This is a genomic window from Sphingobacterium spiritivorum, assembly GCF_016725325.1.
In the GTDB taxonomy this organism is placed as follows: Bacteria; Bacteroidota; Bacteroidia; order Sphingobacteriales; family Sphingobacteriaceae; genus Sphingobacterium.
This window is the reverse complement of record NZ_CP068083.1, coordinates 863,157-889,254: the sequence shown is the minus strand read 5'-3', so window position 1 is coordinate 889,254 and position 26,098 is coordinate 863,157. Positions and strand designations below refer to the sequence as shown.

Annotated in this window: 23 protein-coding genes; 4 read left to right on the top strand and 19 right to left on the bottom strand. The window is 40.2% G+C overall.

The features are described 5' to 3' along the window. Positions 1 to 4: 4 nt before the first annotated feature. The 5 genes from I6J02_RS03615 to I6J02_RS03595 all read right to left on the bottom strand — a co-directional run bounded on the left by I6J02_RS03615 (position 5) and on the right by I6J02_RS03595 (position 7,237). Positions 5 to 1,516: a tagaturonate reductase gene (locus I6J02_RS03615; protein ID WP_201680493.1), complete on the bottom strand. Its 1,512-nt coding sequence runs from the start codon at positions 1,514 to 1,516 to the stop codon at positions 5 to 7. Positions 1,517 to 1,527: 11 nt separating this feature from the next. Further along, positions 1,528 to 2,559 (bottom strand): pectate lyase, encoded by a 1,032-nt coding sequence (gene pelA / locus I6J02_RS03610; RefSeq protein WP_201680492.1) that lies wholly within the window; start codon positions 2,557 to 2,559, stop codon positions 1,528 to 1,530. Positions 2,560 to 2,572: 13 nt separating this feature from the next. Further along, the gene (locus tag I6J02_RS03605) at positions 2,573 to 4,483 is read right to left on the bottom strand and encodes a glycoside hydrolase family 105 protein (RefSeq protein WP_201681644.1); all 1,911 of its coding nucleotides are present in this window, start codon (positions 4,481 to 4,483) and stop codon (positions 2,573 to 2,575) included. Between the two features lie 10 nt (positions 4,484 to 4,493). Beyond that, positions 4,494 to 6,206 carry a glycoside hydrolase family 28 protein gene (locus tag I6J02_RS03600; protein WP_201680491.1) on the bottom strand — a complete coding sequence of 571 codons (1,713 nt, stop codon included), beginning with the start codon at positions 6,204 to 6,206 and terminating at the stop codon, positions 4,494 to 4,496. A gap of 68 nt (positions 6,207 to 6,274) precedes the next feature. Next, positions 6,275 to 7,237, bottom strand: coding sequence for a pectinesterase family protein (locus I6J02_RS03595; RefSeq protein WP_201680490.1), 963 nt, complete (start codon positions 7,235 to 7,237; stop codon positions 6,275 to 6,277). A gap of 254 nt (positions 7,238 to 7,491) precedes the next feature. Here I6J02_RS03595 and I6J02_RS03590 point away from each other — a divergent pair, with 254 nt between their 5' ends. The 3 genes from I6J02_RS03590 to I6J02_RS03580 are packed head-to-tail and all read left to right on the top strand — an operon-like array spanning position 7,492 to position 11,039. Continuing rightward, positions 7,492 to 9,120 (top strand): glycoside hydrolase 43 family protein, encoded by a 1,629-nt coding sequence (locus tag I6J02_RS03590; protein WP_411028020.1) that lies wholly within the window; start codon positions 7,492 to 7,494, stop codon positions 9,118 to 9,120. Further along, positions 9,120 to 10,106, top strand: coding sequence for a pectinesterase family protein (locus I6J02_RS03585; RefSeq protein ID WP_201680489.1), 987 nt, complete (start codon positions 9,120 to 9,122; stop codon positions 10,104 to 10,106). The genes I6J02_RS03590 and I6J02_RS03585 overlap by 1 nt, the downstream gene beginning before the upstream one ends. Before the next feature lie 15 nt (positions 10,107 to 10,121). After that, on the top strand, positions 10,122 to 11,039 hold the full coding sequence (locus I6J02_RS03580; RefSeq protein WP_236582275.1) for an alpha/beta hydrolase: 918 nt from the start codon (positions 10,122 to 10,124) through the stop codon (positions 11,037 to 11,039). A gap of 19 nt (positions 11,040 to 11,058) precedes the next feature. Here the strand turns inward: I6J02_RS03580 and I6J02_RS03575 are convergent, their stop codons facing one another. The 13 genes from I6J02_RS03575 to I6J02_RS03515 form a co-directional block, all read right to left on the bottom strand. After that, positions 11,059 to 11,352 carry a chaperone modulator CbpM gene (locus I6J02_RS03575; protein WP_236582274.1) on the bottom strand — a complete coding sequence of 98 codons (294 nt, stop codon included), beginning with the start codon at positions 11,350 to 11,352 and terminating at the stop codon, positions 11,059 to 11,061. Positions 11,353 to 11,355: 3 nt separating this feature from the next. Beyond that, entirely contained in the window at positions 11,356 to 12,270 is a 915-nt protein-coding gene (locus I6J02_RS03570) for a DnaJ C-terminal domain-containing protein (RefSeq protein ID WP_201680486.1), read from the bottom strand. A gap of 57 nt (positions 12,271 to 12,327) precedes the next feature. Beyond that, positions 12,328 to 15,018 (bottom strand): carboxypeptidase regulatory-like domain-containing protein, encoded by a 2,691-nt coding sequence (locus I6J02_RS03565; protein ID WP_201680485.1) that lies wholly within the window; start codon positions 15,016 to 15,018, stop codon positions 12,328 to 12,330. A gap of 185 nt (positions 15,019 to 15,203) precedes the next feature. Beyond that, positions 15,204 to 16,766 (bottom strand): M28 family peptidase, encoded by a 1,563-nt coding sequence (locus I6J02_RS03560; protein ID WP_201680484.1) that lies wholly within the window; start codon positions 16,764 to 16,766, stop codon positions 15,204 to 15,206. A gap of 54 nt (positions 16,767 to 16,820) precedes the next feature. Further along, complete coding sequence (gene rpiB / locus I6J02_RS03555; RefSeq protein ID WP_201680483.1) at positions 16,821 to 17,261, bottom strand: ribose 5-phosphate isomerase B; 441 nt, start codon at positions 17,259 to 17,261, stop codon at positions 16,821 to 16,823. Between the two features lie 5 nt (positions 17,262 to 17,266). Then, positions 17,267 to 18,145, bottom strand: a complete 879-nt coding sequence (gene tatC / locus I6J02_RS03550) for a twin-arginine translocase subunit TatC (protein WP_201680482.1) — start codon at positions 18,143 to 18,145, stop codon at positions 17,267 to 17,269. Positions 18,146 to 18,220: 75 nt separating this feature from the next. Next, the gene (gene accC, locus I6J02_RS03545; protein ID WP_201680481.1) at positions 18,221 to 19,585 is read right to left on the bottom strand and encodes an acetyl-CoA carboxylase biotin carboxylase subunit; all 1,365 of its coding nucleotides are present in this window, start codon (positions 19,583 to 19,585) and stop codon (positions 18,221 to 18,223) included. Between the two features lie 75 nt (positions 19,586 to 19,660). After that, positions 19,661 to 20,140 carry an acetyl-CoA carboxylase biotin carboxyl carrier protein gene (gene accB, locus I6J02_RS03540; protein WP_201680480.1) on the bottom strand — a complete coding sequence of 160 codons (480 nt, stop codon included), beginning with the start codon at positions 20,138 to 20,140 and terminating at the stop codon, positions 19,661 to 19,663. A gap of 76 nt (positions 20,141 to 20,216) precedes the next feature. Beyond that, entirely contained in the window at positions 20,217 to 21,206 is a 990-nt protein-coding gene (locus tag I6J02_RS03535; RefSeq protein ID WP_201680479.1) for a beta-ketoacyl-ACP synthase III, read from the bottom strand. Between the two features lie 6 nt (positions 21,207 to 21,212). Then, a complete protein-coding gene (plsX, locus tag I6J02_RS03530; RefSeq protein ID WP_201680478.1) occupies positions 21,213 to 22,151 on the bottom strand; it encodes a phosphate acyltransferase PlsX in 939 nt (312 codons plus the stop codon). A 104-nt stretch (positions 22,152 to 22,255) separates the two neighbouring features. Then, positions 22,256 to 22,447, bottom strand: coding sequence for a 50S ribosomal protein L32 (rpmF, locus tag I6J02_RS03525; RefSeq protein WP_002992760.1), 192 nt, complete (start codon positions 22,445 to 22,447; stop codon positions 22,256 to 22,258). 14 nt (positions 22,448 to 22,461) lie between these two features. Next, positions 22,462 to 22,998 (bottom strand): YceD family protein, encoded by a 537-nt coding sequence (locus I6J02_RS03520; RefSeq protein WP_201680477.1) that lies wholly within the window; start codon positions 22,996 to 22,998, stop codon positions 22,462 to 22,464. 122 nt (positions 22,999 to 23,120) lie between these two features. Beyond that, entirely contained in the window at positions 23,121 to 23,771 is a 651-nt protein-coding gene (locus I6J02_RS03515; RefSeq protein ID WP_201680476.1) for an epoxyqueuosine reductase QueH, read from the bottom strand. A gap of 152 nt (positions 23,772 to 23,923) precedes the next feature. Here I6J02_RS03515 and I6J02_RS03510 point away from each other — a divergent pair, with 152 nt between their 5' ends. Then, a complete protein-coding gene (locus I6J02_RS03510; RefSeq protein WP_201680475.1) occupies positions 23,924 to 25,081 on the top strand; it encodes a hypothetical protein in 1,158 nt (385 codons plus the stop codon). Positions 25,082 to 25,089: 8 nt separating this feature from the next. Here I6J02_RS03510 and I6J02_RS03505 read toward each other — a convergent pair whose 3' ends face one another. Then, on the bottom strand, positions 25,090 to 25,941 hold the full coding sequence (locus I6J02_RS03505) for a transglutaminase-like domain-containing protein (protein ID WP_201680474.1): 852 nt from the start codon (positions 25,939 to 25,941) through the stop codon (positions 25,090 to 25,092). Positions 25,942 to 26,098: the final 157 nt, after the last annotated feature.

Here is a 26,098-nt window from a genome sequence, read left to right as displayed (position 1 = left end):
TTTATTATATTGTTTTTTCAGCCTGTAAAGATTCGATTGCCGATATTGCACCGCTGTTTTTTAATGTATTCAATTGTTTGCTTACACTTGCGGCAAAGCCCGGTAAATTGTTCAGGTTAGCACCCCATAGATTTGGATCTGCCAGAACTTTTTCTACCAGTGTTTCCGGATCGTTCCAATAGCTTGCCAGCAGGGGAGCATGTTCATCCTGTAGTATATACTTCTTTTCTCCTACAGTTGTACAGTAGCCATCGCTTGTGCTTTTACTGTTCATAAAAAGCAGATAAGCAGCAAAACCTAAAGCCATGTGCTGCGGTACATGTTCATATTTTTGATACCATTTTTCAAACAGTTCCCGGTTTCGCATCTCCATTTTTGAGGTATAGTTCATCGCTATGGACTGCCATTTATGTTCGAGTGAAGGGTTTCTAAAGCGATCTATAACACTATTCGCAAATGAAGCCGTATCCTCACGGCTAATACTGTTACTCAGGATTGCTGCAGATATTTCGTCTTCCATCAGTGCCTTGATGTAAGCTTTGAAAGCCTCATCCTGCATTGCCTCTTTAACGGTTTCAAACCCCGCTAATATGGCCAGGGCACAGCTTAAAGTATGCGTGCCATTAAGTAAGCGTAGCTTCAGTTCTTTGAATTTGCTGATCGATGGGGCGATAAATATCCCTTTGTCTGCTTGCGCAAAGGAAAGTATTTCTGCAACTCGGGGATGTTGAGATTCTATAGCCCAGAGTCGGAAGGGTTCTGCCATGATAGTAAGATCATCTGTATATCCGAGTTGCTGTTCCAATATCTCTTGCTCTTCCTGCGGAAGTTTTCCGGGTACAATTCTGTCAACCAGTGTATTGCAGAAATGATTATTTTCTTTTAGCCAGTTGATAAATGTTTCTTCCAGATTATTTTGTACGGCCAGATCAAACACGATCTGTTGAAGTTTGGTTGCGTTATCACTTATTAATTCGGCAGGTACGATCACCATTCCGCTCTCAGGAGAGCCGCCAAAAGCGTTGAATCTTTCATATAGAAATGCAAGCAGTTTGCCCGGATAAGAGGATGGTGGCATATCTGTTACTTTATCTTCACTCATCACAATCCCGACTTCAGTCGTATTAGAGAAAACGACCTGCATCTCGGGGCTATGCGCAGCTTTCAAAATTTCTTTCCAATCGTTTGCTGCAGAAAGTACGCGGTTGATGGATGAGTTAATAATATTCTCGTGTATTTTATTGCCTTCTTCTATTCCACGTATAGCTAATGTATACAGACCATCCTGTGTGGAAAATGCATCGACGTCACCCTGACTGGTAGATTTGACGACAAGAATCCTTCCATTGAAGATACCCTGACGATTGGCGTTGTCAATAAAATAATCCGGCAGTCCGCGTAACAATACACCTGTTCCGAACTGCAATACTTTTTCAGGAAGATCGAGAAGATTGGCCGACGGTTTTACCAGTTCGGTATGCTGTATATGTTCTAAATTTCTTTTGTTGAGTATCATTGTATTTTCTTTTATTCTTCTATCTTATTTTTCTTTAACCACTTTTGATAATCTTTTTGAACAAAATTCAGCGGCCATACGCCATACCATGCGTAGCCATTACGCCGTTCTTCACTGACTTCAGACAAGTTGTATTTGATGGAATTATCCCTGTCTCCGAAGATGGGACGATTATCTTTCAGGTCATAAAAACGTGCCCATACCACAGCATCCGGATCTTTTACAAGCTGGCGGGTAGGTTTATTTGTTGCAGGATCTTTAGTGAAATCAAAACGATAACCCTCAATATCGTTTGATTCAAACCATTTCTTGGCAGATTTGACGGCCTGGATTACTTCTGCAGAAGGCTGTTCAAAGCGCATTAGAAATTTGACAACTCCCATAGATTCGCTGCTGCTCAGCGATGCAGGTTCAAAGTTGCGTGCCTTGGCCGGTTGGAGCGTATTCTGGTCATATTGTGCCGCCCAGATGGTGAGCGTTCCGTTCTGTCTGACCTGTGTTTTCAGAATACAGTCTAATCCGCGTTTTACAGCATCTTGAGCCCGTTTGCTAAGCCCGGAACGTACCACTTCATACCCTTCAAGTTTGTTCGATACATTGTAAAGAATATCCAGGGCATTAATCATCGCATTATCGTTGTACGTGATTTCACCCCTGTAAAGAGAGGCATTGGGATAATACTGCGGAAATCCACCGTTTGGATACTGCATTTTCAACAGATATTCTATACCTCTTTCTACCGCTTTCAGATAATTAGGATTTTTAGTTTTGTGGTAAGCCTGTATCAGATATTCAATTTCACGTGATGTAGCTTTATTATCTATAGTTGCATACTGATCTGTAGTCTTGCGAATCTTATCGGCCAGAGATTTATCTATCGGTTTAGAATAATCTACTGTGGATTTATCAGCGAGCTGTTTAGACCATGCTCCTACAGGTAACTGATAACGCAGCATTTTATCTGCCAGACTATCCGTCTGGGTCTGTGCATGGACAATGCCGGCACTTATCAGTATAAACAATATTCCTAAAGTCTTTTTCATACGTCCTCTTTTGTTATTTTGATTGACTGATTAACCAGTTTACCAGATCATTAGTGGCATTCCAGTTTTGATATTCGGCAGGCAATTTACGTCCGTCGATATACTCATTATAAAACCAGGGATCTCCCACTGCAAAGACGGTACCTTTACCATATTTCGCAGTAGCAATGATGATATCACCCTGATCTGTAAGATTGGCTACAGCAGGTTTTTTAATCTGTAGGGTAGAAATTTCTTTGATGTAGATTTTTGATGTTGTCTTGAAAATCGGATTTGATTTGGGAATCAGGATTGCTCCCTGTTCAAAGTTTTTGCCTTGTACGCGGTTACGGCTGTCTTCATTAAAGGTGATTCCGAATTTTTTGGATAGTGTGTTGAACTTCACAATTTCACAATTGCCACTATCATTTAATAAGAGCACAAGGACGCCACCTGCTTTGACCCATTTTTCTATAGCTGAAGCCTCTTTTTCATTCATAAAGTGAGGGTTTTCAGTTTCTTTTTCTGTATCCGGATCAACGATAATATAAATATTGCTTCCTTTTAATTGCTGTGCATCGGGAGCTGTCCTTAACGTATTGGTAATTGCGCCGCTACGATTAAAAATTCTGCCCATAAAAGAAAAACCATTGTTATCTTCCCCGTTCCAGAGGTAGTGGTAAGGTTCTTTCAGTCCGGAAGGCTCTACTTTGTATTCATTATTGTAATAATTGTCAAGTGTGACGACTTTACCCTTTCCTTTTTTCGGAGCATTGATCCATTCAAGCTCTAAAGCAGCCAGCATAAAGGGTCCTACACCTTTAGGATCATTGGAAATAACTGGCTCGCTCATATAGTATTCGAAAGATCCGTCTCTGTAATTCTTGGAGCCACCTAATCCGGATACTGCTACAGTCTTGTTCAGGTCTACACGATCTGGTCCTGCTGTTGTAACAAATTCTTTCAGTAATCCCTGATATCCTTTGCGAACTGCAGGAAGGTAGGATTCGGAAATGTAGCCTTTACGAACAGATTTGGCAAGGCCGTAAACAAACATACTCGATGCTGAAGATTCAAAATAGTTTTCTTTTCTGTTTACATTCAATATATCATACCAGACTCCGGATTTTTTGTCCTGAAAATCAACAATAGCTTTTGCTGTACGATTCAAAATAGCTAACAGTTCCGGTCTGCGCGGATGATCTGCCGGGAAATTATCCAGTACATCTACCAATGCCATTGTAAACCAACCCATTCCCCGTGCCCAGATATGAGGGGAAAGACCGGTCTGAGGGTCAGACCATTTTTCCTGACGGGATTCGTCCCAGCCATGATATAACAATCCTGTTTTCGGGTCACGGGCATTTTGTTCCATGAAGCGGAACTGATCTGCTACATCATTGAATACTTCAGGTTTGTTCATGAGTACAGCATATTCCGTATAGAAAGGCTGTCCCATATAAAGTCCGTCCAGCCACATTTGGTAGGGGTAGACTTTCTTGTGCCAGAATCCGCCCTGTTTGGTTCTCGGATGCTCCTTGAGCTGATCAAACAGGATAGAGGCAGCTTTTAAATATTTATCTTTTCGTGTTACCTTATACAGCATCAGCAAGGTACGGCCGTTTTTTACATTATCAATGTTGTGGTCAGCAAGTTTATAATTTCTGATGTTACCCTCATTATCTACATATTGATCCATCCAGTTCTGAATATAATTGAAATAGACTCCGTCTCCGGTGTTACGCCAGACTTCGGTCATCCCTTCGAGGGTTACTCCCAAATCATATGTCCATTTCGGACCTTTCTTTTTATTGACAAAAGTTTCATCTTTAAACATTTTGTCGATAACAGTAAGGGCCATTTGCTCGGAAGTAGCTTTTTGCGCAAATGCCGAAGGTATCTGAAGTACTAAAATGACTTGTATATAGAAGAATAATCTTTTCATCATGAGGCTGCTATTTAGCTATTTTGATTACGTTTTTAGATATACCTGGACTAAGATCTGATGTCTGCTTGGCTTTAGATACATCTGTACCTGAGACGCTGATATTTTTGCTTTTCTCGCCGGAGACCTGAAATAGTGTTTCTGAACCGGCAGGATAACTGAATGCCGAAAATTTGATGTTCTGGCTATTGTCAATATGCACGACCGGTTTCGTTTCAGGTGTGATAACCTTTACATTTTTCAGCTCTATATCTGTCGATTCAATGATCTCAATTCCTTTTTTTGACTTGATAGAAATATTTTCCAGACTCATTCCCTTGATGTTCATCTCCGGTAAACCTCTGAAGAAAATTGCTTTTTCGGCTCCGTTCACTACAACATCTTTGATTTTGAAATTGCGAAATTGTGGAGTCGCTTCAGTGACCGGAAGTGTAACGGCTTTGACCGCTTCCTGTTTGTCTCCAATCAACGGAATAGGATCTTTTGCTTCATAATACATGTCTACCAGAATAGCTTCTCCCGGAATATCAAACATGCTGATACGATCTATAAAAATATTCTCCACAACACCGCCACGGCCACGGGTTGTCTTGAAACGCAAACCAATGTCTGTTCCGATAAATGAACAGTCATATACCCAGATGTTGCGGGCTCCGCCACTCATTTCACTTCCGATTACAAAACCACCGTGCGCATGATAGACTACATTGTTGCGGATAATAACATTTTCCGTAGGAACAGCACGCAGACGACCCGCTTCGTCACGCCCGGACTTGATGCATATACCATCATCACCGACATCGAAGGTGCTGTTTTCTACCAATACATTTTTGCAGGACTCAATATCGATCCCGTCACCATTCTGTGCATACCATGGGTTTCTGACCATTACATTGCGCACTGTCAGATCCTGACATAGTAAGGGATGGAGATTCCATGCCGGTGAATTCTGGAAAGTGACTCCTTCAAGAAGAATCTGTTTACAGTTGTTCAAAACTAACAAGTTAGGTCTGAAAAAATCTTTAACATCCGCATAGTCTGCAGCAGTCTTTCCCGGTACCACAGCACTTGGATTTTTTGTTTTAGAACCATTCAGCGAACTTGCTGAAGGATACCATATATTTTTCTCCTCATTCAGTACCCCGCCGGATTCCACCATTTTTTTCCACTGGGAGGCTGTCATTTTACTTTTTTTGACCATTCGCCATGCACCACCGTTACCATCGATAATACCTGTCCCTGTGATTGCTATATTTTCAAGATTACTTCCGGAGATAGGACTTTGGTTACGCCATGCCGGCTGACCTTCCCAATTTGCTTCCACTAATTTATACTGATCAAAATCATCCGTGAACAGCAGAATAGCATCCCGCTGTATATGCAGATTGATATTACTCTTCAGTTCTATCGGACCTGTTACCCATACACCGGCAGGGATTAATACGACTCCGCCTCCCTTTTGACTCGTTTCTGCAATGGCCCTGTTTATCGGTTGCGTGTTCAGTGAAATACCGTCACCCTGAGCGCCAAAGCGTACAATACTGATGGTATCGGCTTTTATGTTGACTTGTTTAATGCTAGGTAGAGAAGGAGCTGTCTGTGCTTGAGCTGAATCGTATGAGGAGAGTGTAAACCATCCCAGAAGCGCAAACTTTAAACCCAATACTATTGTTTTGATCTGTATCATCATATGGTATCCTAAATATATAACTGGTTTGTTCATAGCAAGTGTACGTTGTTTCCTATTAAAATTGAAGAGAAATCTATGCAATCGTTACCGGTAAATGCTGTCTACCGGAGAGACAATAAAGGGTTCCAATCTTTAAAAACAGCCTCTAAAGTTACTTTTCGGGCTTCATCTTCAGAGAGTTGGTGTGACCATTTGACTCTGTTTTGTGACAAACTTCCTGTACCTGTATTATTATATTCTGCGTAATACACGGTTTGTTCATTACTTTCCTTACCCCAATTGTGCCAGCCTTCTGCTGCAATAAAAGCCGGCAGCTGGCTATTCATAAAAATAACTTTGGCATAAGGTCTCCATGGGCGTCCCAGATAAAAACGTTTGGTATCCTTGTCGCCCGTAATATGGCATTTGTTGAAAACATATCCATAGGCAACTGTATCAGGAGTAGAAGCAGCAGTGATATATCCGCTGTTTTTGCAGTGCAGTTCACATTCTTCAAACCAGGCTGTAGAAGATCCGAAGATATAATCTACAGTTCCTTCTATATAGCAGTTGTAGTAATACTGCCGGCTACCTTTGCCATAGGTGTAGAGCGTATCCTGAAAACCTAAAAAACGACAGTTTGAAAAAACCGCACGGTCACTGGCTACCCATACCGCTACCGCCTGGCCAACCGGGCCGGCAGAATTCTGAAAAGTAATATTCTCTGCTACAAATCCATCTCCGTACAGGTATACACTCGAAGAGCCCGAAGTCCCCTTTTCTTCTCCAAATGTATTTTTACGTTGCGCAAAGTCTTCGTAAGTCAATATGGTCTTATCTACCTGTTCACCGATTAGTCTGACATTTTGTTTTGATCCGGCCAGAATGAGTTTTTCTTTATAAATCCCGTTTTTGATATAGATAGTGGTGACTGTCTTGCGAAAATCAGGTACGGCATTCAAAGCTTCTTGTACTGTTTTGAACTGTCCGCTGCCATCCTGTGCAACACTATAATCATAGGATCGGGCAACAGCATATTGAAGTCCCGTAAATAGTATAACCGTAAAAAGCACTAAATTCCTCATCGCAATGGATTCTTAAATTGGTTGTTTTTTCTTTACAATTTGATTGGCGTGAATCCAAATTACTCATTAATGGATGAAAAAAGTCCTGTTTTCATGGGAATAAATCCGCAATCGATACCGGCAACGATTGCGTAGTAATACATTGCTATTTTAATGTAAATGGGCTATTCTTGTACTGACCGATTACCGAATGGCATATATAAGCCATTAAAAATTGTAAATCTTATTTCTGTCTTATGAGACTACCATTGAAAATTTCATTCTTGCTGTTTAGTATTAGCTCCTTAACTCATTTTGCTTATGCCCAACAACCAAAGGGCTCACCTTCCAGTGTCTGGGTAGCTGATCTTGGAGATGGCTATTACCAAAATCCAATTTTGAATGCAGACTATTCCGACCCTGATGCAATTCGTGTAGGAGATGATTTTTATATGATAGCTTCCAGTTTCAATCATGTACCGGGGATTCCGTTATTGCATTCGAAGGATTTGGTTAACTGGACTATCTTAACACATGTCCTTCCGCAACAGCAACCTTATGATGTATTTCAGAAAGTGCAGCATGGGAACGGGGTGTGGGCTCCGGCTATCCGTCATTATAATAATGAATTTTATATCTATTATCCAGATCCTGACTATGGTATATATATGGTGAAAGCAAAAGATGCTGCAGGGCCGTGGTCTGAACCTGTTCTGGTATTTGAAGGAAAGGGACTTATCGATCCCTGTCCCTTCCGTGATGAAGACGGACAGCATTACCTTGCTTTCGCTTATGCGGGCAGTCGTGCCGGATTGAAAAGTGTCTTGGCTATAGCACGTATGAATGAAGCAGGGACAGCGGTATTGGACAGGGGAGTGATTGTATATGACGGGCATAAACTGGATCCGACAATTGAAGGACCTAAAGTATATAAGCGTAACGGGTATTATTACCTTTTTGCTCCCGCGGGCGGAGTTTCTACAGGCTGGCAGCTGGTACTCCGGTCTAAGGATATTTATGGACCATATGAGCGTAAAGTAGTCATGCATCAGGGAAATACGCCAGTCAACGGACCTCATCAGGGCGCATGGATAGATACACAAAGCGGAGAAGACTGGTTTGTACATTTTCAAGATAAAGATGCCTATGGACGTGTCGTACATTTACAACCTATGAAGTGGGTGAATGACTGGCCTGTCATTGGCACAGATAAAAATGGGACAGGAACAGGCGAACCTGTAATGAAGTTCAGAAAGCCGAACGTAGGGAAGACTTATCCTGTAGCAACTCCTGCTGAATCTGATGAGTTTGAAACAACTTTATTGGGTAAACAGTGGCAATGGCAGGCAAATCCGGACGGAAGCTGGCTAATGCCAAGTGATGCCGGACATCTCAAATTGTATACGGTAAATGTACCCTCTTCGTATAAGAATTTACTGGATGTACCAAATATCCTTACACAGAAAATGCCTGCAGATGAATTCATGGTTACGACAAAGCTAAAGCTTATTCCTAATGAAAAATTAAAGAATGAAAGAGCAGGTTTCACAGTATTGGGAGAAAATTATTCAACCCTGTTTATCCGGCAATCGGCTGAGGGACCTGCGCTTTACTATGCAAAATGTACAAACGGATTGAAATCGGGAACGGAACAGGAAAAGCTATTGACTAAAGTGGAGAAGGAACAATATGTTTATCTTCGGGTAGAAGTCCGGAAAGGGGCTGTCTGTAATTGGTCATATAGTCTGGACGGGCAGAAATTTACAGCGATAGAGGATAAGTTTGTGGCTAAACCCGGGCGATGGATAGGAGCGACTCTCGGTCTGTACGCTATTCGTGATCAGCAGATCAACGACAGCGGATATGCAGATGTAGATTGGCTGCGGATAGAAAAACTCAGATAATGAAGACTAAGATCACAATATGGTTTCTGCTGTTGTATACAACAGTGTTTGCGCAGCAACCCCTGAAACTTACAGTTGCACAGCAAGGTACGGCTGATTTCAGGACAATACAGGAAGCCGTTTATGCGGTAAGAGACCATTTTGAACAACCCGTACAGATATTTGTAAGGAACGGTATTTATCGCGAGAAACTGATTATTCCGGCGTGGAAACGTTATATCCATATCGTGGGAGAGAGCAGAGAAGGAACGATTATCCGGTATGATGATTTTTCAGGAAAGGACAATCCTGACAAGACAACAGGTCTGGATAAGATAAATACTTACCTGTCTTATACAGTTCTGGTACAGGGTAATGATACGAGACTGGAAAATCTGACCATTGAAAATACTGCAGGCCCAGTAGGTCAGGCAGTGGCTTTACACCTGGAAGCGGACAGAGTGGCCGTCAAAAACTGCAGTATATCAGGGTGGCAGGATTCTTTTTATCTGGCGAAAGATGGTACACGAAATTATGTGGAGGACTGCTATATCTCCGGATCGACCGATTTTATTTTTGGAGCTGCCACTGCCTTTTTTAAAAACTGTGTTATTGAGAGCCGGAGCAATTCATATATCACTGCTGCATCTACGACCCAACAATCGGCATTTGGATTTATATTCCAAGATTGTAAACTGATAACCAAAGATAAAGCGGTAACTAAAGTGTATCTGGGCAGACCATGGCGACCTTATGCCAAAACAGTGTTTATCCGGTGTGAACTGGGGGAGCATATAACAGCTAAAGGCTGGGATCCCTGGAACGGAGATAAAATGTTTCCGGACAAATATAAGACAGCCACTTACATCGAGATGGCTAATTATGGTGCCGGCGCCGCAGATCTTTCGGGGCGTGTAACATGGAGCCGGCAATGGAGGAAGTACAATAATAAGGATTATGCTCTCCAAAAAGTTTTCGGGGACTGGGATCCATTAAAAAATCAATAAGAAATGGTATTCGATATGAAGCATATGCGTAGTTTCTTCGTTCTTCTGTTTATTCTGCTGACAGCTACTGTATCAGCTCAATCTGATTTCCCGCGCGATACCAGTTTTACACTTAACAGTGCTTATCAGAAGGATCGGAAAAAATTTCCGGATATCCGTACAGTTGCCGAATACCAAGGAGACGATATCCGGACTCAAAAAAATATTCTTTACAAAGAAATAGGAGACAGAAAACTTCTGTTGGATATGTATGCTCCCACTAAGCAGAATCGGAAATATCCTTGTGTCATTATGATTCATGGCGGAGGCTGGCGTTCGGGTGATAAAGATATGATGGCCGGCTTTGCTTCTTACCTTTCTCTTCGGGGATATGTAGTGCTCAGTGTCGGATACAGATTATCTCTGGAGGCAAAGTATCCTGCAGCGGTGGATGATATACAAGATGCGATTGCATGGGCCAGGAAGCATGCAGACCAATACCAGATTGATAAACGAAAAATAGTAACACTGGGTACATCTTCAGGCGGACAGCTCGCCAGTTTGCTGGGTACTAATAATCATACGGATAAGCGCAAGCAGGTTCAGGCTACTGTGAATATTGACGGTGTATTAGCTTTTCATCATCCCGAATCTGCTGAAGGTGAAGTCGCGGCCTTATGGCTTGGAGGTAAATATGAAGAGGTCCCTAAAGTTTGGGAGCAGGCATCGGCTCTGTACCAGGTCAGTAAAAGAACCGCTCCGGTGTTATTTATGAATAGTTCCTTTCCCCGGTTTCATGCCGGAAGGGATGATATGATCCTGAAGCTGAAAAAATACGGGACAGATGCTGAAGTCTGTACCTTTGATCCTTCGCCCCATACTTTTTGGTTTTATGAGCCCTGGTTTACTCCAATGCTGGAAAAAATAGATCACTTTCTGAATCGGGTACTATAACATCAGGGCTACCGGAGAGTTATCCCTGTTCCAGACTTCTCATTTTAGCCTGTAGCAGACGTAATTCTTCCTGCAGACGTTCTACCTTCTGCAACAAATGGTGTGCGACTTCTATCCCTTGAGGATTGACATCCAGATCATAATATAATGCAGCAAAGCGTTCCAGATTTCTCAACTCGTCCTCATCTACGTATTCTACATTATGTTCTACAGTAATATGGATCAATTCGCTATCCCTTAGTATCTGAATAAAAGATGCCTCCACCTTTCTGGAATGACAAAAGTCTATTATCTTAATTTTTGTAGTTTCCATCACTTACTTTTTTAGTTCAGCTAATTGTTTGAATAGTGCTTTCTCTTCTTCAGAGAGCTGTGTCGGGATTTGTACATTGATCGTAACATACAGATCTCCGAACTGATCCTCTTTTCTATAGACCGGAAATCCTTTACCCTTTAAGCGCATCTTGGCTCCGTTCTGTGTTTCAGGTTTGATTTTAAGTTTAACCTTACCTCCGAAGGTATCCAGAGTTGCTTCTCCACCTAAAATAGCGGTGTAAAGATCGATATCCAGATTCGTATACAGATCATTTCCTTCTCTTCTGAATCGTTGATCCTTATCCACCGTAAATGTAATATAGAGATCTCCTTTAGGTCCTCCGTTTATTCCTTCGCTGCCGTGTCCTTTTAATTTTATCTTCTGCCCGTCTTCTACACCAGCGTGGATCGTGATCCGGATATTCTGCCCGTTGACCGTAAAAGTCTGCTGATGCGTAGTATAAGCTTGCTGTAAGGTGAGGTGTAACTCCGCATTAAAATCCTGACCTTTGAATGTACTTTGTCTTCCTCCGCCACGACGGCTTCCAAACATTTGCTCGAAAAAATCGGAAAACTGACTGTCATCAAAGTTTCCGGAGTATGCATTTGAATCACTGCCTCCTCCGGCAAATGGGTTGCCTGCCCCGGAACTCCGTCTGTATTGTTGCTGAGCTTTCTCATATTCTTCCCCATGTTTCCAGTTCTCTCCGTACTGATCATACTTTTTACGTTTTTCAGGATCTGTAAGCACTTCATTTGCTTCATTGATTTCCTGAAATTTTTGTTTTGCTGTTTCATCATTCGGATTGAGATCAGGATGGTACTTCCGGGCAAGTTTGCGGTAAGCTTTTTTTATATCATCCTGAGAAGCGGACTTATCCAGCCCCAATATGTTATAATAATCTACAAATGCCATTTTAATTATTGCTTTAGACTACGTGTTTATTTGAAAACATACAATTTACAGAAAGGTTTAATCTTTTACCTTTATCAGATTAAATTTATGAACATACCCTAATAAAAAGTACTGCCGTAATACAATTGAATTTACATAATAGGTCGTATTGCCCTGTGTCCCCCAATAGTTGCTGCTATTTTGATTGAGTATATCAAAACCCGATAATTTGATCTGTGACTGGCTATTGATATTATAGAAAACCGAAGCGTTCAGGATATTAAAATTTTGTCGTGCATTCAGACCGCTTGCTCTGTTTTCAAGCGAATAACTGGATTCCAGAGAAAACCCTTTTATCGGATTAATATTTAAACCCATGCCAAAAGTATGTGTCTTGTACTGACTTTCAATAAAATCCGGATTATTTTTGACAGTATTAAAGTTTCGGTTGGTAGAGAAAGAATATTTCGGAGATATCCCTATCAGATTGTTCCACATCAAAGATAATTCCTGTGTGAAGGTGCTGGACCAGGTTGTAGATTTATTATCGATATCATTGATGGTAGAGTAATTCTGATAACTGTAACTATTCGAGTTTTGAGAAAAATAAAGTTGCCATTTTTTGCCGTTCAATATATTATAACGCAGGTAGAAAGCAGCATTTGCTCCACTGACTTTACCAGACTGAAATGCCTGCATGGTATAGTGTCCGGTTTCATTCTCCCGCCAGCTTTTGTATCCAACGCTTCTGTTCTTAGAGTTAAATCCGCCATTGATTCCCATTTGATATTTCTGTGCATATTTATTATAGCTTAATCTGAAATCCTGACGTTCTGTATTATCGAAATTAAGAGATGGCAATACGGTATACAACGGATCCTGATCTCTGCGCTGGACGACGATTTGTTGTGTCTCCGGACCTTCCAGATCTTTAGACCATGATAGTTCCAGTTCTTTATACCGTACAGAAATATTAGGCAACCAATAGCTTTGTTTTTTATTGATATCCGGTGCTATTTCCAGGAAGTCAAAATAATTCTTTTTAGTCTGATAAGCTGTTCCGAAATTGACGGACAACTTATCTACAGGTTTCCAAAAGAACTTTACTCCCGATATATAATCCTGATCCCTGTATCTGTAATTATTTTCAAGTTCAGTGGCCCGTACAGTCCCGGTATTATCTTTGTTAATCAGAAGTGATTCTGTAGAACGGCTACGGGAGGTATTAAATGTAAAATAAAGTTCGAAATTGAGCTTTTTTATAGTCTTATTTCCATAATTGAAAGAGTTTCCAAAACTATCTGATTTTCTCTTTGCATTCATATTCTGCCATATGTTGCGTGCAGCCCCATTATTCTGTTGGTATATATGAGCGATTTGCTCATTGATATTATCATTTTGACCACTATTGATGTTGAGATTATTTCTGAATGAAACAACATGATTTGGTGTTATTTGCTTTTCAATAAAAAATCCATGTTCATAGGTTAGTTGTTTCTGGTCTCTATTACTATTGTTTTCACTCCTGTTGAGCATAGCGGATTCTGTGCTGTTTTCTCCGATACTGCTATTCTTGTTTTTAGTGTTTTCTAATTGCAGACGAGGTGTAAATTCAAAATATGCCGTTGTGTCAAAACGATGCCGAAGCAAGGTCTTGATATTGTGTTTCCATGCTTTGCTTTGTGCTTCAGAGAAATATGTGCCTAATTGCTTCTCTCCGTCATAAAGAGAGGTACTGCTATTCCTGTTTTCGCTGTCATTATTGTTGTAGGACAGCATATACATGAAATTGAGTTTTGTTTTCCTTCCCCAGTCATTATTGAGATTGAATCCGCCCGCAACGTCATTACCTATACCCCAGTAATTCCGTCCTCCGAAATTATCAAACCCGTAATTCTCCGCTCTTCCAAGTCCTGCATGCTGCTGCAGTTCGCCATAGTCAAAACTTTGTCTGTTGATATTATTGCCGAATCCTATAAAACTCAATTGTAAGGTATCTCTGAAGGTATTAAACAAGCCCCCGGCCTCATATCGCTTACGGGTGCCGCCACTGCCGTAAACTTTACCAAAATCTGCTTTCAGAAAATCTTTTTTAAACTTAAGATTGATCGTTACAGGAAGACGTTCCTCATTTTCAACGATTCGCTTTGATTCTCCCTTATCTCTGTACACCTGTACCGTTTTGATAAGAGAAGCATCAAGATTTCTAGTAGCGATTTTTAAATCCGTGGCAAAAAAATCCTTTCCATTTACTTTGACAGAAGACACCTCTTTTCCCTGATAGTAAATAGTGCCATCCATATTCACCTGAAGCCCCGGAAGCTGCTTCAGTAGTTCTTCTACATTGGCATTGGGTCTTGTTTTGAAATAGGCCGTATTATATTCCAACGTGTCTTTTGACATGCGGATAGGAGGGGCACTCGTGATATTGACTTCTTCCAGCAAGTTTTCGGATAGTTTGAGAACGCCCATATTCCTTGCTTCATGATCTTTAAGAGAAAGTGTCTGTTGAAAAGGTTGTCCGGATATGTGTGAAATATAAAGTAGAAGCTCCCGTTCCACCGGAAGTTTAACCAGACGAAAATTTCCCTTTTCATCAGTCAGTGTATAAGAAACTACAGTTGAATCTTTTTTGTTAAGAACACTTACAGTAGCTTTTTCCAAAATCTTGTCTTCAGCATTGTGTACAGTACCGGAAATTAATCCGGAAGATTGAGCAAAGGAAAGATGATACATAAGCATAGAAAGCCCGAGTAGCAATAATTTCATAAAGGGTTTATTGATTATGCTACAATAATATTAAAATATATTTAACTATATGATTAATAAAAGTTAATTAACAATTATTAACTAATAGCGATGATTCAAGTGTTTTCTTTTTGTTCTGAAAACTAAAAAAGCCTTTTCCAGATTACGGAAAAGGCTTTTACAATTTATGGTAAGAAATAGAATTTTTATTCTTTGTTACTGTCTACGACCAGTTTTTTATCGCGATTGGCAATCTCCCAGGCTGTGTAAAAGGCTAATTTTTCACGCTTGACCATCATCGGAAAGTCTATCTTTTCAATGGTGTCTTCTGGGGTATGATAGTGAGGGTGTAATCCTGAAAAATAGAAAATGACAGGGATTTTGTGTTTGGCAAAATTATATTGATCAGAGCGGTAATAAATACGCATAGGATCTTTAGGATCATCATACATATAATCCAGTTCCATCTTTGTAAAATCATCATTAGCTTTCTTATTGATTGCATGCAGTTCGGAACTCAGTTTATCTGATCCGATAACATGAATATAATTGTGATTTCCATTCAGATGTTTATCATCGATACGACCTATCATATCCATATTCAGACAGACCACAGTATTGGATAGGGGATATACAGGATTCTCCGAGTAATACTCAGATCCAAGGAGACCTTTTTCTTCTGCAGCAAAGGCAATAAAGAGAATGCTGCGGCGAGGGCCGTGACCATCAGCCTTAGCCTGAGCAAACGCGCGGGCAAGATCCAATACTCCGGTTGTACCGGAGCCGTTATCATCAGCCCCCGGAAAAATAGTGCCGTTCTCATCGATTCCGTCATGATCATAGTGACCGGATAAGACTACTATTTCATCCTTCAGGTCCGTTCCTTCCAATAGTCCTAATACATTCGCATCATTAAGCAACTCTTCAGTAATTCCATATTCTGCAGTGAATTTTACGGGTATCTGAGTAGACTGGACGGTGTTATTTTCTTTGAATTTCTGAAAAGATATGTTCTTCGTCTGAAGAATATCATTTGCAATCGCAGGTGTGATAAATGCGACTGCAGGATTTACTGAAACTCCCTTTTCTGCTTTATCCTTTTGCAATTCGTAAGAGCCTTGGGTCAATCTTCCAGCCATTCTTTTCAGCATAAGTTCAGTTGTAACTGAAGCCGCCAGAATTAGCTTAGGATTCTTTTTAACAAGATGCTGCAGCTTTTTATTCCCGGAAGTACTCCATTCTGATTTCTTCGAAGTACCCGTGATCAGGGAATTTCCAGCGTTATCTGTAGGTTCATCATCTAAGATCAGTAAAACGACCTTATTGCTGACATCTATATTTTCATAATCGTTGTATTTCGCATCCTCAATACCATATCCAACAAATACAATATCTTCAGCCTGTATAACTGTCTTTTCATTATCTCCCAGAATAAAGAAGTCCTTTCCGTTTTTGAAATCATTATTTCCTACAGTGAACTTACTGACTTCAAAACGTTTGTTCTTCAGATTTATTTTTTGAAAATAACCGGATTGCGGAGCTGTCAATCCTAATCTTTTAAATTCGGCTGCAATATACTGAGCTGCTTTTTCGCCACCTTTCTGTCCGGTACCCCGGCCTTCGTATTCTTTGGAAGATAGAATAGTAAGGTGTTTTTTCGCATTCTCCTCATTCAGCATTTCAGCGTACTTTTTCTGAACAGGCTCCTGCGCAAAAGCACAGCTGTATAACCAAGGCAGAACACTCAGAAGTATTATAAGTTTTTTCATCAGAAAATAGGTTTATTAAATAGGGTAGCGGTGAGCTACCCTGGAATGTTATACTTAACAAGAGATTTTATTGACGCGGTTAGCGTGACGGCCGCCTTCAAAATCTGTAGTCATAAATGTTTTTACGATTGCTTTTGCCAGATCCAGACTAATGAAACGGGCAGGAATACATACAATATTCGCATCATTGTGCTGACGGGCTAATGCTGCAATTTCTTCCAGCCAGCATATTGCCGCACGAATTTCCTGATGCTTATTAGCGGTGATCGCTACACCGTTAGCACTACCGCAGATAAGTATACCTTTGTCAAATTCCTTGCTCTCCACAGCGGAAGCTACAGGATGCGCAAAATCCGGATAATCTACAGAATCTGTAGAATGGGCTCCAAAATCTTTTACTTCATAACCCAACTCCTGCAGAAAGGGGATCAGTTCTTTTTTGTAGTCAAATCCTGCGTGATCGCCTCCGATAGCGATAGTTTTTACTGAACTCATATTCTCTATTTATTACTATAAAATTCTTTTTCTTTGGCAGCTCTTGCCTTCTTTACATTTGCCGATACCATGATACTGATCTCATAAAGAATAAACATTGGTGCACTCACCGTAAGCATAGTAATGACATCCGCACTTGGTGTAATCACGGCTGCAATGACCAGAATGATAACGACAGCGTATCTTCTGCTGGCCCGCATAAATTCGGGAGTCATCAATCCGATTTTGGATAAAATAAAAATCAGGATTGGTAATAAAAATACTATTCCACAGCCTAAGGATAGTGTCGCAATAGTAGACAGGTAAGAATCAATGGTAATCTGGTTGGTGATCTCTTCACTTAATGATACATTAGAAAGAAAATTCACAGAAAGTGGAACAACAATATAGTATCCGAAAAGCACTCCTAATGCAAACAGAATAGTCGCATAGAAAACAAACCCTCTCGCAGACCGTTTTTCTACATCGGTCAAAGCCGGTTTGACGAATAACCATACTTCAAAGAGAAGATACGGGAATCCTAAGGCTACAGCCGTAATCAGACAGGAGTTAATCTGTAACATAAACTGACCTGCCATCTCGGTATTGATAATGTTGAATGGAATTCTTTCCACACAAAAACCATCAATATGTAGTAATTCGCCAACTTTACACATCATTCTGTATGTCCAGAAATCAAGCTTTTTAGGGCCCATAATAATTTCATTGAACACATAGTCATAGAATGTGAAAGCTAATGTCGCAAATACTGCTACGGCTAATACAGAACGGATGATATGCCATCTTAAGACCTCTAAATGGTCGAAAAAGGACATTTCTCCTTCAATATTCTTTCCTTTATCTTTAATAGCTTGAACCAGGCTTGATTTAGTCATTTTACTCATAATACATGATCGCGAAAAACAAAAATACCATTCTTATTGGTAAGAATGGTATTTTTTGCTTCTGTAAAAGAAATTTTATGTATTCTCCTCTTCTTCAGGATACTTTGACAGATCGAAAGTCTCCATGAATTTAGTTGTGAAGTTTCCGGCTCTGAAATTCGGATCCTTTAAGATTCTCAAATGCAGAGGGATAGTTGTATGTATACCTTCGATAACAAATTCGCTTAATGCTCTTTCCATCGTCGATATCGCTTCTTCACGGGTCTGCGCTACAGTGATCAGTTTAGCGATCATAGAGTCATAATTCGGAGGAATAGTATATCCGGAGTACACGTGTGTATCTACACGCACACCATGTCCACCCGGAGAGTGGAAATTAGTAATCTTTCCCGGTGAAGGGCGGAAGTTCAGGAACGGATCTTCAGCATTTATACGACACTCTATAGCATGCATAGTCGGTTCGTAGTTTTTACCGGAGATAGGAATCCCTGCTGCAACTTTAATCTGTTCTTTGATCAGGTCAAAGTTGATAACCTCTTCAGTTACGGGATGTTCTACCTGAATACGGGTATTCATCTCCATAAAGTAGAAATTACGGTGTTTGTCTACCAGGAATTCAATTGTTCCGGCACCTTCGTAATTAACAGCTTTTGCGCCTTTAATAGCGGCTTCACCCATTGTCTGGCGAAGTTCAGGTGTAATAAACGGAGAAGGTGCTTCTTCCAATAGTTTTTGGTGACGACGCTGAATCGAACAATCGCGTTCTGATAAGTGACATACCGTTCCGTATTGGTCACCTACGACCTGAATCTCGATGTGACGTGGTTCTTCAACATATTTTTCAAGATATATACCGTCGTTCCCGAAAGCTGCTGCAGACTCCTGACGTGCAGAATCCCATGCGCCTTCAAAATCTTCATCTTTCCAGATGATACGCATTCCACGACCACCGCCACCTGCTGTAGCTTTGATGATCACCGGATATCCGATTTCATTGGCAAGTTGTATACCTTCTTTGACGTTGCTTAATAAACCTTCAGAACCCGGTACTGTAGGAACGCCAGCCTCTTTCATAGTTGCTTTAGCGGAAGATTTATCTCCCATCTTTTCGATCTGTTCTGCTGTAGCACCGATAAATTTGATGCCGTACTCTGCACAAATAGCAGAAAAACGAGCATTTTCAGATAAAAATCCGTACCCAGGATGGATTGCATCTGCATTAGTCAGTTCTGCTGCAGAAATGATGTTAGGGATATTTAAATAAGAATCTTTACTTGGCGGAGGTCCGATACAGACTGCTTCATCCGCAAAACGGACATGAAGACTATCTCTGTCTGCTGTAGAATAAACCGCAACACTCTTAATGCCCATTTCACGACACGTGCGAATGATGCGTAAGGCGATTTCACCTCTGTTGGCAATTAATATTTTTTTAAACATGAGTCTTAATTGATGTTTCTGTTAGGCGATTTCTCGCTGAATATGCTAATACTTCCTTATAAGAGAAGTATATTCTTAGCTAGGATCTACCAGGAATAATGGCTGATCGTATTCAACAGGTTTAGCGTCATCAATTAAGATTTTGACGATTTTACCTGAAACTTCAGATTCAATTTCGTTGAAAAGTTTCATTGCTTCTACGATGCAAAGAACTTTTCCGGGAGTGATCTCATCACCAACATTCGCAAAGTTTGGTTTACCAGGACCTGCAGCACGGTAGAATGTTCCGATCATCGGAGATTTTACAGTGATGTAGTTTGCATTATTGTCAGCAGCAGCGGCTGCAACAGGAGCAGCAGGAGCAGTTGCAACAGGAGCAGCTGGTAAAGCTTGTGCGACAGGAGCTGCAACTGGTACAGTAGCTGTAACGATTGTAGGTTCCTGATTAGTCTTTATTGTGATTTTAAAATCTTTTTCTTCGATTGCAACTTCATTTACACCAGATTTTGCAACGAATTTGATCAGATCTTGTATTTGTTTAATATCCATACTCATATTAGCAGGTTTTAGATGTTTAAATGTTTAATGTTTCAAAAAAATTAGCCTGTAAAGGTAATAAATAAATAGGGTATTAATATGCCCACTTTAAATAAATAGAGCCCCATGTAAATCCTCCGCCAAATGCGGCAAGGATCAGGTTATCTCCTTTTTTCAATTGACTCTCCCATTCCCAAAGACACATTGGAATAGTCGCACTGGTCGTATTTCCGTATTTCTGGATATTAACCATTACTTTTTCTTCCGGCAGACCTACACGCTCAGCTGTCGCATCGATGATACGTTTATTAGCCTGATGAGGTACCAGCCAGTTGATATCAGCAGATGTCAGATTATTCTTGTCCATGATCTCTGCTGCAACGTCAGCCATATTTGTTACCGCAAATTTGAATACCGTACGGCCTTCCTGATAAGCATAGTGCATTTCAGCATCTACAGTCTCATGCGTTGCAGGATTTAAGGATCCTCCACCTTTAATATTAAGGTATTGTCCGCCTGATCCGTCCGTTTTGAGGATGGCATCCTGAATACCCATTCCTTCTTCGTTTGGTTCTAACAATACAGCACCACATCCATCACCAAACAGGATACAGGTGTTGCGATCTTTGTAATTGACTACTGAAGACATTTTATCCGCACCTACCACCAATACTTTTTTGTGAGTACCGGAAATAATAAATTGTGAGGCCGTGTTCAGCCCGAATAAAAATCCCGAACAAGCCGCCTGCAAATCAAATCCCCAGGCATTTTTTGCGCCGATTTTATCCGCAAGTATATTCGCCGTTGCCGGAAATAACATGTCAGGAGTACTCGTACAAAATACAATCAGATCTATTTCTTCCGCAGTAATTCCTCTTTTTTTCAAAAGACCCAATACTGCAGGTACAGCCAGATCTGAAGTAGCTTTACCTTCCCCTTTCAGGATGCGTCTTTCTTTGATACCTGTACGAGAGACAATCCACTCGTCATTGGTGTCAACCATTGTTTCAAGCTCCTTATTTGTAAGCACATAGTCAGGAACATAGCCATTAACAGCTGTAATAGCTGCATGAATTTTTGACATAATACGTTAATTGAAAACAGATCTGATCTTATCGATAAAATTCGACTCGATCATAGCTCTTGATTGTAAAACCATGTTTTTGATAGCTTCCGGAGGAGAAATACCATGCCCTATAATAACAGGAGCATTCACTCCCAGAATAGGGGTACCTCCGTACTGTTCGTAATTGAACCTATCAAAGAATTCATCATTTATTTTCTTTTTCTTGGTCACCACATAAAAGGACTCCGCCATTTTCAGAATAACATTACCTGTAAATCCGTCGCATACCATTACATCAGCGAGATCCGTGAAAAGATCTCTTCCTTCAATGTTACCGATAAAATTTAATTGGGGATTGTTTTTGAGCAGGGGGTAGGTTGTGGTTGTAAGGATATTTCCTTTTTCTTCTTCTTCGCCAATATTGACTAATCCGACTTTAGGAGACTGTATACCTAATACATGTTCAATATAAAGACTTCCCAGTATAGCAAATTGATTTAGCATTTCGGGTTTGCAATCTGCATTAGCGCCTACGTCTAACAACAGGCCGCTACCACCTTTAAGTTTGGGAACGTTGGTGGCGATAGCCGGACGTAAAATTCCCGGTACTGCCTTCACGCTGAAAAGAGCACCGACCAACATAGCTCCGGTATTACCTGCTGAAGCAAAAGAGTCAATCTCTCCGTTTTTCAAAAGGTCAAAACCTCTTACTATACTGGAATCCGGTTTTTTGGCAATTGCTTTGGTCGGGTGTTCACCCATTCCAATATTATCAGGAGCATGTACAAAATCAAAATCCTCAATACGAGCTCCTAATTCCTGGATACGCTGCTTAGCAGCATGTTCGTCACCGATAAGAACAATACGTTGTTCTGCTGGCAACACTTTTTGAGCTTCAATAGCTCCTAAAATTGTGGATTCCGGAGCAAAATCCCCTCCTAAAATATCTAAACCAATCTTCATTCGTTATTATTTTTCGATTCAATAATACGCAAAAACATCCCAAAGTAAAGCATAAAAGATAAATTTTACACTTATTTTGGGATGTTTAATGTCTTGAAAGATTGTTAGACAACAGCTGTATTTTCGATGATTAATTTACCGTTGTAGTATAAATTTCCATCTACTGTGTAAGCACGGTGAGGTAAATGAACCGCGCCAGTTTCTTGACAAACTGTTAAGCTAGGTTTTTCTGCTTTATAATGTGTTCTTCTTTTGTCTCTTCTTGATTTAGAAGTTTTACGCTTTGGATGTGCCATCTCGTATTTCCGTTTTAGTTATTTTTTATATTTCTTAATGCCGACCATCTGGGGTCAATGTGTTCTTCTGCACTGTTCTCTTCTTCGTCCTCGATTTGATTGACTTTCGCCAACATCTCCGGATCGCATGATTGATTTAAGCCTTGTTCGCTGCACTTGGTGTAATAAGGTACCGCTACATTGATATACTCATAGAGTAAATGTGCAATGTCAAATTCATAATCATTTTTGGATAAAACGATTACTTCTTCGGTGTCTTCTTCCCAGTTTTCATCAGTAAATTTGACAAGGACCCGTTCTTTTACATCGATTGGACTGTCAAATTCGGACAAACATATATCGCAAGTCAGTTTGATCGTTCCGGTAATAGTAAAGTGGACAATCAACATGTTCTCTTGCTTCTGCAAGTCTACCTGAGCTTTTAAGTTTCCATCTTTGACAATGGAATGCTCAAAACAATCAAAGAACTTCTTTTCAATGTCAAAATCAAAACTGTGTTTCCCTGCATTCAGCCCGGAAAAGGGTATCCTATATTGTTTTAGATATTTCACAATCCTGCATTTGAGCCTGCAAAGGTAATTATAAATCTTATAGAAAGGAAATTTTTTTCAATTTATTTGAGAGCCTCAAGAGCCCGGAAAAACCTTCCTGAATTACGCCTGCAGGTGAGTTATTATTCGTAGTAATTTTTTCCTAATTCTATACGGTCACGACCGCTTTTTAATCTCCAGTGATTCGTGTCGCGAAGAGAATATGCACAACCGCAATACTCCTGCATATAGAATTTTTCCTTTTTGGAGACCTCCAGCATTCTTGCCGATCCACCTTTCTTTCTCCAGTTGAAGGTCCAGTATTCCATACCTTCATGACGGGATGCTGCACGAAGTCCACAGTCATTGATCTGCTCCATGTTTTTCCATCTGGAAATACCTAATGAACTGGAGATGACATCAAAACCGTTTTTTGCAGCATACTCTGCTGTTTTTTCAAATCGCATATCAAAACACATCGTACATCTTATCCCACGCTCAGGCTCCTGTTCCATTCCTTTTGCAAGTTCAAACCAATGATCAACGTCATAGTCTGCGTCAATGAAAGGGATATTGTGCTTTTCTGCGAAACGTATATTTTCATCTTTACGCAAGTCATATTCCTTGCGTGGATGGATGTTTGGATTATAAAAATAGATAGTAAAATCAATATCTGAAGCAATCAATGCTTCCATTACTTCCCCGGAACAAGGGGCACAGCACGAATGAAGCAATAGTTTTTTGCCTTCGTTCGGGAGTTCTAATTTTTCACGCTTGAATTCTTTACCGTCCATACCAGTCCTGATTAAATGCGTTGCAATTTTAACGAAATTGCACAATATTTGCAACAATTGACTGTTAATGTAGCAGGAAGGCTGCATAATACGTCCTCTTTTCAGATAACTATTTTATACATTTGTAACAGCATTTAAGTTAGCATTGTAAAATGAAGAAATTCTCCAAAGCCCTGATTTTATCTTTAATGGTTGTAAGTGTGATCGCCGGCGTCGTATCCTGTGAGCGTTCCGATGATGAACCGCCTGTTACGAAAGGCAAAATAGGTCGTCTATATATATCTTTTTCAAATTACCGTGACGGGGCTACTCCTTTCCCTACTATAGGGATTATTGAAGATGCAGATTCTGTATTGGCAAACGGAGGGGATATGTCTACTATCTTCAAATTACGCAATATATCCATTACCTCAGGAGTTAAAGGTGGAGCAACTCTTTATTTTGATCCTTTTGTACAGCGTATTTATCAGTCCCCTAAAAATGAGAATGGATTAAGTGATACGGTCCTAAGACATATGAGCTATAATCTCAACGGGATTCCGGCCAGTACCAATAGCATTCAAAATAGTGTAATGGGAAGTGTCAGAGGTATGGCTATTAATATTCCGGAGAATAATAATGAGCCCAGATTCCTGTATGTTACCAAAACAAGCCGGACAGGTATTAACAGGGATGTACAACCTGTAGGAATCTATAAATTCAATAGTGCTATTGCAAACGGGTATGTCAGATATGGACAGAAAATTACCTTAGCCGGATTGGGTGAAGAGAGAGCACCATGGGGATTGGCCATAAATGGAAAAACATTGTATGCTTCTATATCGGGGCCTAATGGTGGTGTCATGGTATTACCTAATGTTGTTAATAACTTGGATACGTTGCTGGCTGACTATTCCAATACACAAATGCATACAATTGCCGGAGCTTCAAAAGTAAGAGGAATCTCTTATCATCTGCTCAAGGATATACTGGTGTTGACTGATTATACAGGAGAAGGATCTTCGGCTGTAGGAAAAATATATATCATTGAGAACTTCTCTAAACTTCCGGCAGGTGAAATTACTCCGACCCGAACTATTCAGGGGGCAAGTACAGGGCTTATTGAGCCGGTGGATGTCTCTATTGATAAACGTGCGAACGGCACATTTATGTTTGTGGTGGATAAATCTTCCAGGTATATATCCAGATTCAAAATTACAGACAATGGTAATGTTGCGCCGGATGCCCGACTGATAGTAGATAAGACTCCGGAAACAAATATCACTGTGCAAATGATTCCTGAAGGGATATACTTTGACGGAAGAGATTAATCTGCTGATTAATCTTTTTCCATCAGATCCAGTAATATTTCGATTTCCTCTTTTTTCTCCATATTATCTATCTGGGTATAGGAGGAGATCAGATTTCTCAGCACTCTTTTTATAATGGCAACGTTATCGCAAGGCAATACGTATTCCGGAGACGGAGATAGGTTGAGCTGTTTTAAAAAGGAAAGGATATCTTCCATTTTCATCACCTGCCCCTTGTTGAATACATTGATGTAGAATAATGGTTTCGAATCCATGTCATCTTCATTCATATACGCCAGAACAAAGTGTTTGGGGAGATTGACTCCGTAAATAGGGATGTCGAGACGTTGCGCAATGACACAATAGATACAAGCCAGTGTAATCGGATTGCCCTTTTTGCTTTCCAGTACTTTATTTAAATACGAGTTTTGCGGATCATGGTAGTTAGCTGTATTACCCGATAAGCCAAAATCCTGAAACAATACATGATTAATGAGTTTGACCTTTTCATAAGGACTCATATCGTATATCAGTTCATACCAGACTTCTCTTCTTAATTCAGCCAGCTGAAACATGATCTGGTCTACATTCATTGCCGGATACTGGTATCTGTTGATAATAAGTAAGCCATTAAGCAAATCAAATGAATTACTCATCTTCCATACCTGAAGCTCATTTTTGATCTGATCAAACTGGATTTTGTGAATAATATTCTCAATCCGGGTCTGCATCAATACATCAAAAGAACTTTCCCAGGAAGATTCAAGGGAAGGGATGACTTCAGGACCACATGTAATCAGTTTTTGTTCGATCTCCTCAAAAATAGTAGTGTCAGGATCATCCAGTAATGAGATTAAAGCCTTTAATTCATTATCGCTCATATTCAAATTTAATTAAAATTTCTTTTATTTAAAAGGGGTAAAAGTCAACATATTAAAGAAATTACAACCTTTTGATCCGAATAATAAGGAATGATTATGAGGAGCGAAAGTGTTTCCTTTTACAGATATAACACTACACAAATCAACTTTTTATTAT

Bases quoted from the DNA above. Each gene is read 5' to 3' on its own strand.
- rpiB (WP_201680483.1), bottom strand. From the start codon at position 17,261: ATGAGTTCAGTAAAAACTATCGCTATCGGAGGCGATCACGCAGGATTT.
- I6J02_RS03505 (WP_201680474.1), bottom strand. From the start codon at position 25,941: ATGAGCGATAATGAATTAAAGGCTTTAATCTCATTACTGGATGATCCT.
- I6J02_RS03510 (WP_201680475.1), top strand. From the start codon at position 23,924: ATGAAGAAATTCTCCAAAGCCCTGATTTTATCTTTAATGGTTGTAAGT.
- I6J02_RS03570 (WP_201680486.1), bottom strand. From the start codon at position 12,270: ATGGCATTTGTAGATTATTATAACATATTGGGGCTGGATAAGTCCGCT.
- rpmF (WP_002992760.1), bottom strand. From the start codon at position 22,447: ATGGCACATCCAAAGCGTAAAACTTCTAAATCAAGAAGAGACAAAAGA.
- I6J02_RS03515 (WP_201680476.1), bottom strand. From the start codon at position 23,771: ATGGACGGTAAAGAATTCAAGCGTGAAAAATTAGAACTCCCGAACGAA.
- accB (WP_201680480.1), bottom strand. From the start codon at position 20,140: ATGAGTATGGATATTAAACAAATACAAGATCTGATCAAATTCGTTGCA.
- pelA (WP_201680492.1), bottom strand. From the start codon at position 2,559: ATGAAAAAGACTTTAGGAATATTGTTTATACTGATAAGTGCCGGCATT.
- I6J02_RS03565 (WP_201680485.1), bottom strand. From the start codon at position 15,018: ATGAAATTATTGCTACTCGGGCTTTCTATGCTTATGTATCATCTTTCC.
- I6J02_RS03580 (WP_236582275.1), top strand. From the start codon at position 10,122: ATGAAGCATATGCGTAGTTTCTTCGTTCTTCTGTTTATTCTGCTGACA.
- plsX (WP_201680478.1), bottom strand. From the start codon at position 22,151: ATGAAGATTGGTTTAGATATTTTAGGAGGGGATTTTGCTCCGGAATCC.
- I6J02_RS03560 (WP_201680484.1), bottom strand. From the start codon at position 16,766: ATGAAAAAACTTATAATACTTCTGAGTGTTCTGCCTTGGTTATACAGC.
- I6J02_RS03615 (WP_201680493.1), bottom strand. From the start codon at position 1,516: ATGATACTCAACAAAAGAAATTTAGAACATATACAGCATACCGAACTG.
- I6J02_RS03600 (WP_201680491.1), bottom strand. From the start codon at position 6,206: ATGAACAAACCAGTTATATATTTAGGATACCATATGATGATACAGATC.
- I6J02_RS03585 (WP_201680489.1), top strand. From the start codon at position 9,120: ATGAAGACTAAGATCACAATATGGTTTCTGCTGTTGTATACAACAGTG.
- I6J02_RS03535 (WP_201680479.1), bottom strand. From the start codon at position 21,206: ATGTCAAAAATTCATGCAGCTATTACAGCTGTTAATGGCTATGTTCCT.
- accC (WP_201680481.1), bottom strand. From the start codon at position 19,585: ATGTTTAAAAAAATATTAATTGCCAACAGAGGTGAAATCGCCTTACGC.
- I6J02_RS03575 (WP_236582274.1), bottom strand. From the start codon at position 11,352: ATGGAAACTACAAAAATTAAGATAATAGACTTTTGTCATTCCAGAAAG.
- I6J02_RS03605 (WP_201681644.1), bottom strand. From the start codon at position 4,483: ATGAAAAGATTATTCTTCTATATACAAGTCATTTTAGTACTTCAGATA.
- I6J02_RS03595 (WP_201680490.1), bottom strand. From the start codon at position 7,237: ATGAGGAATTTAGTGCTTTTTACGGTTATACTATTTACGGGACTTCAA.
- tatC (WP_201680482.1), bottom strand. From the start codon at position 18,145: ATGAGTAAAATGACTAAATCAAGCCTGGTTCAAGCTATTAAAGATAAA.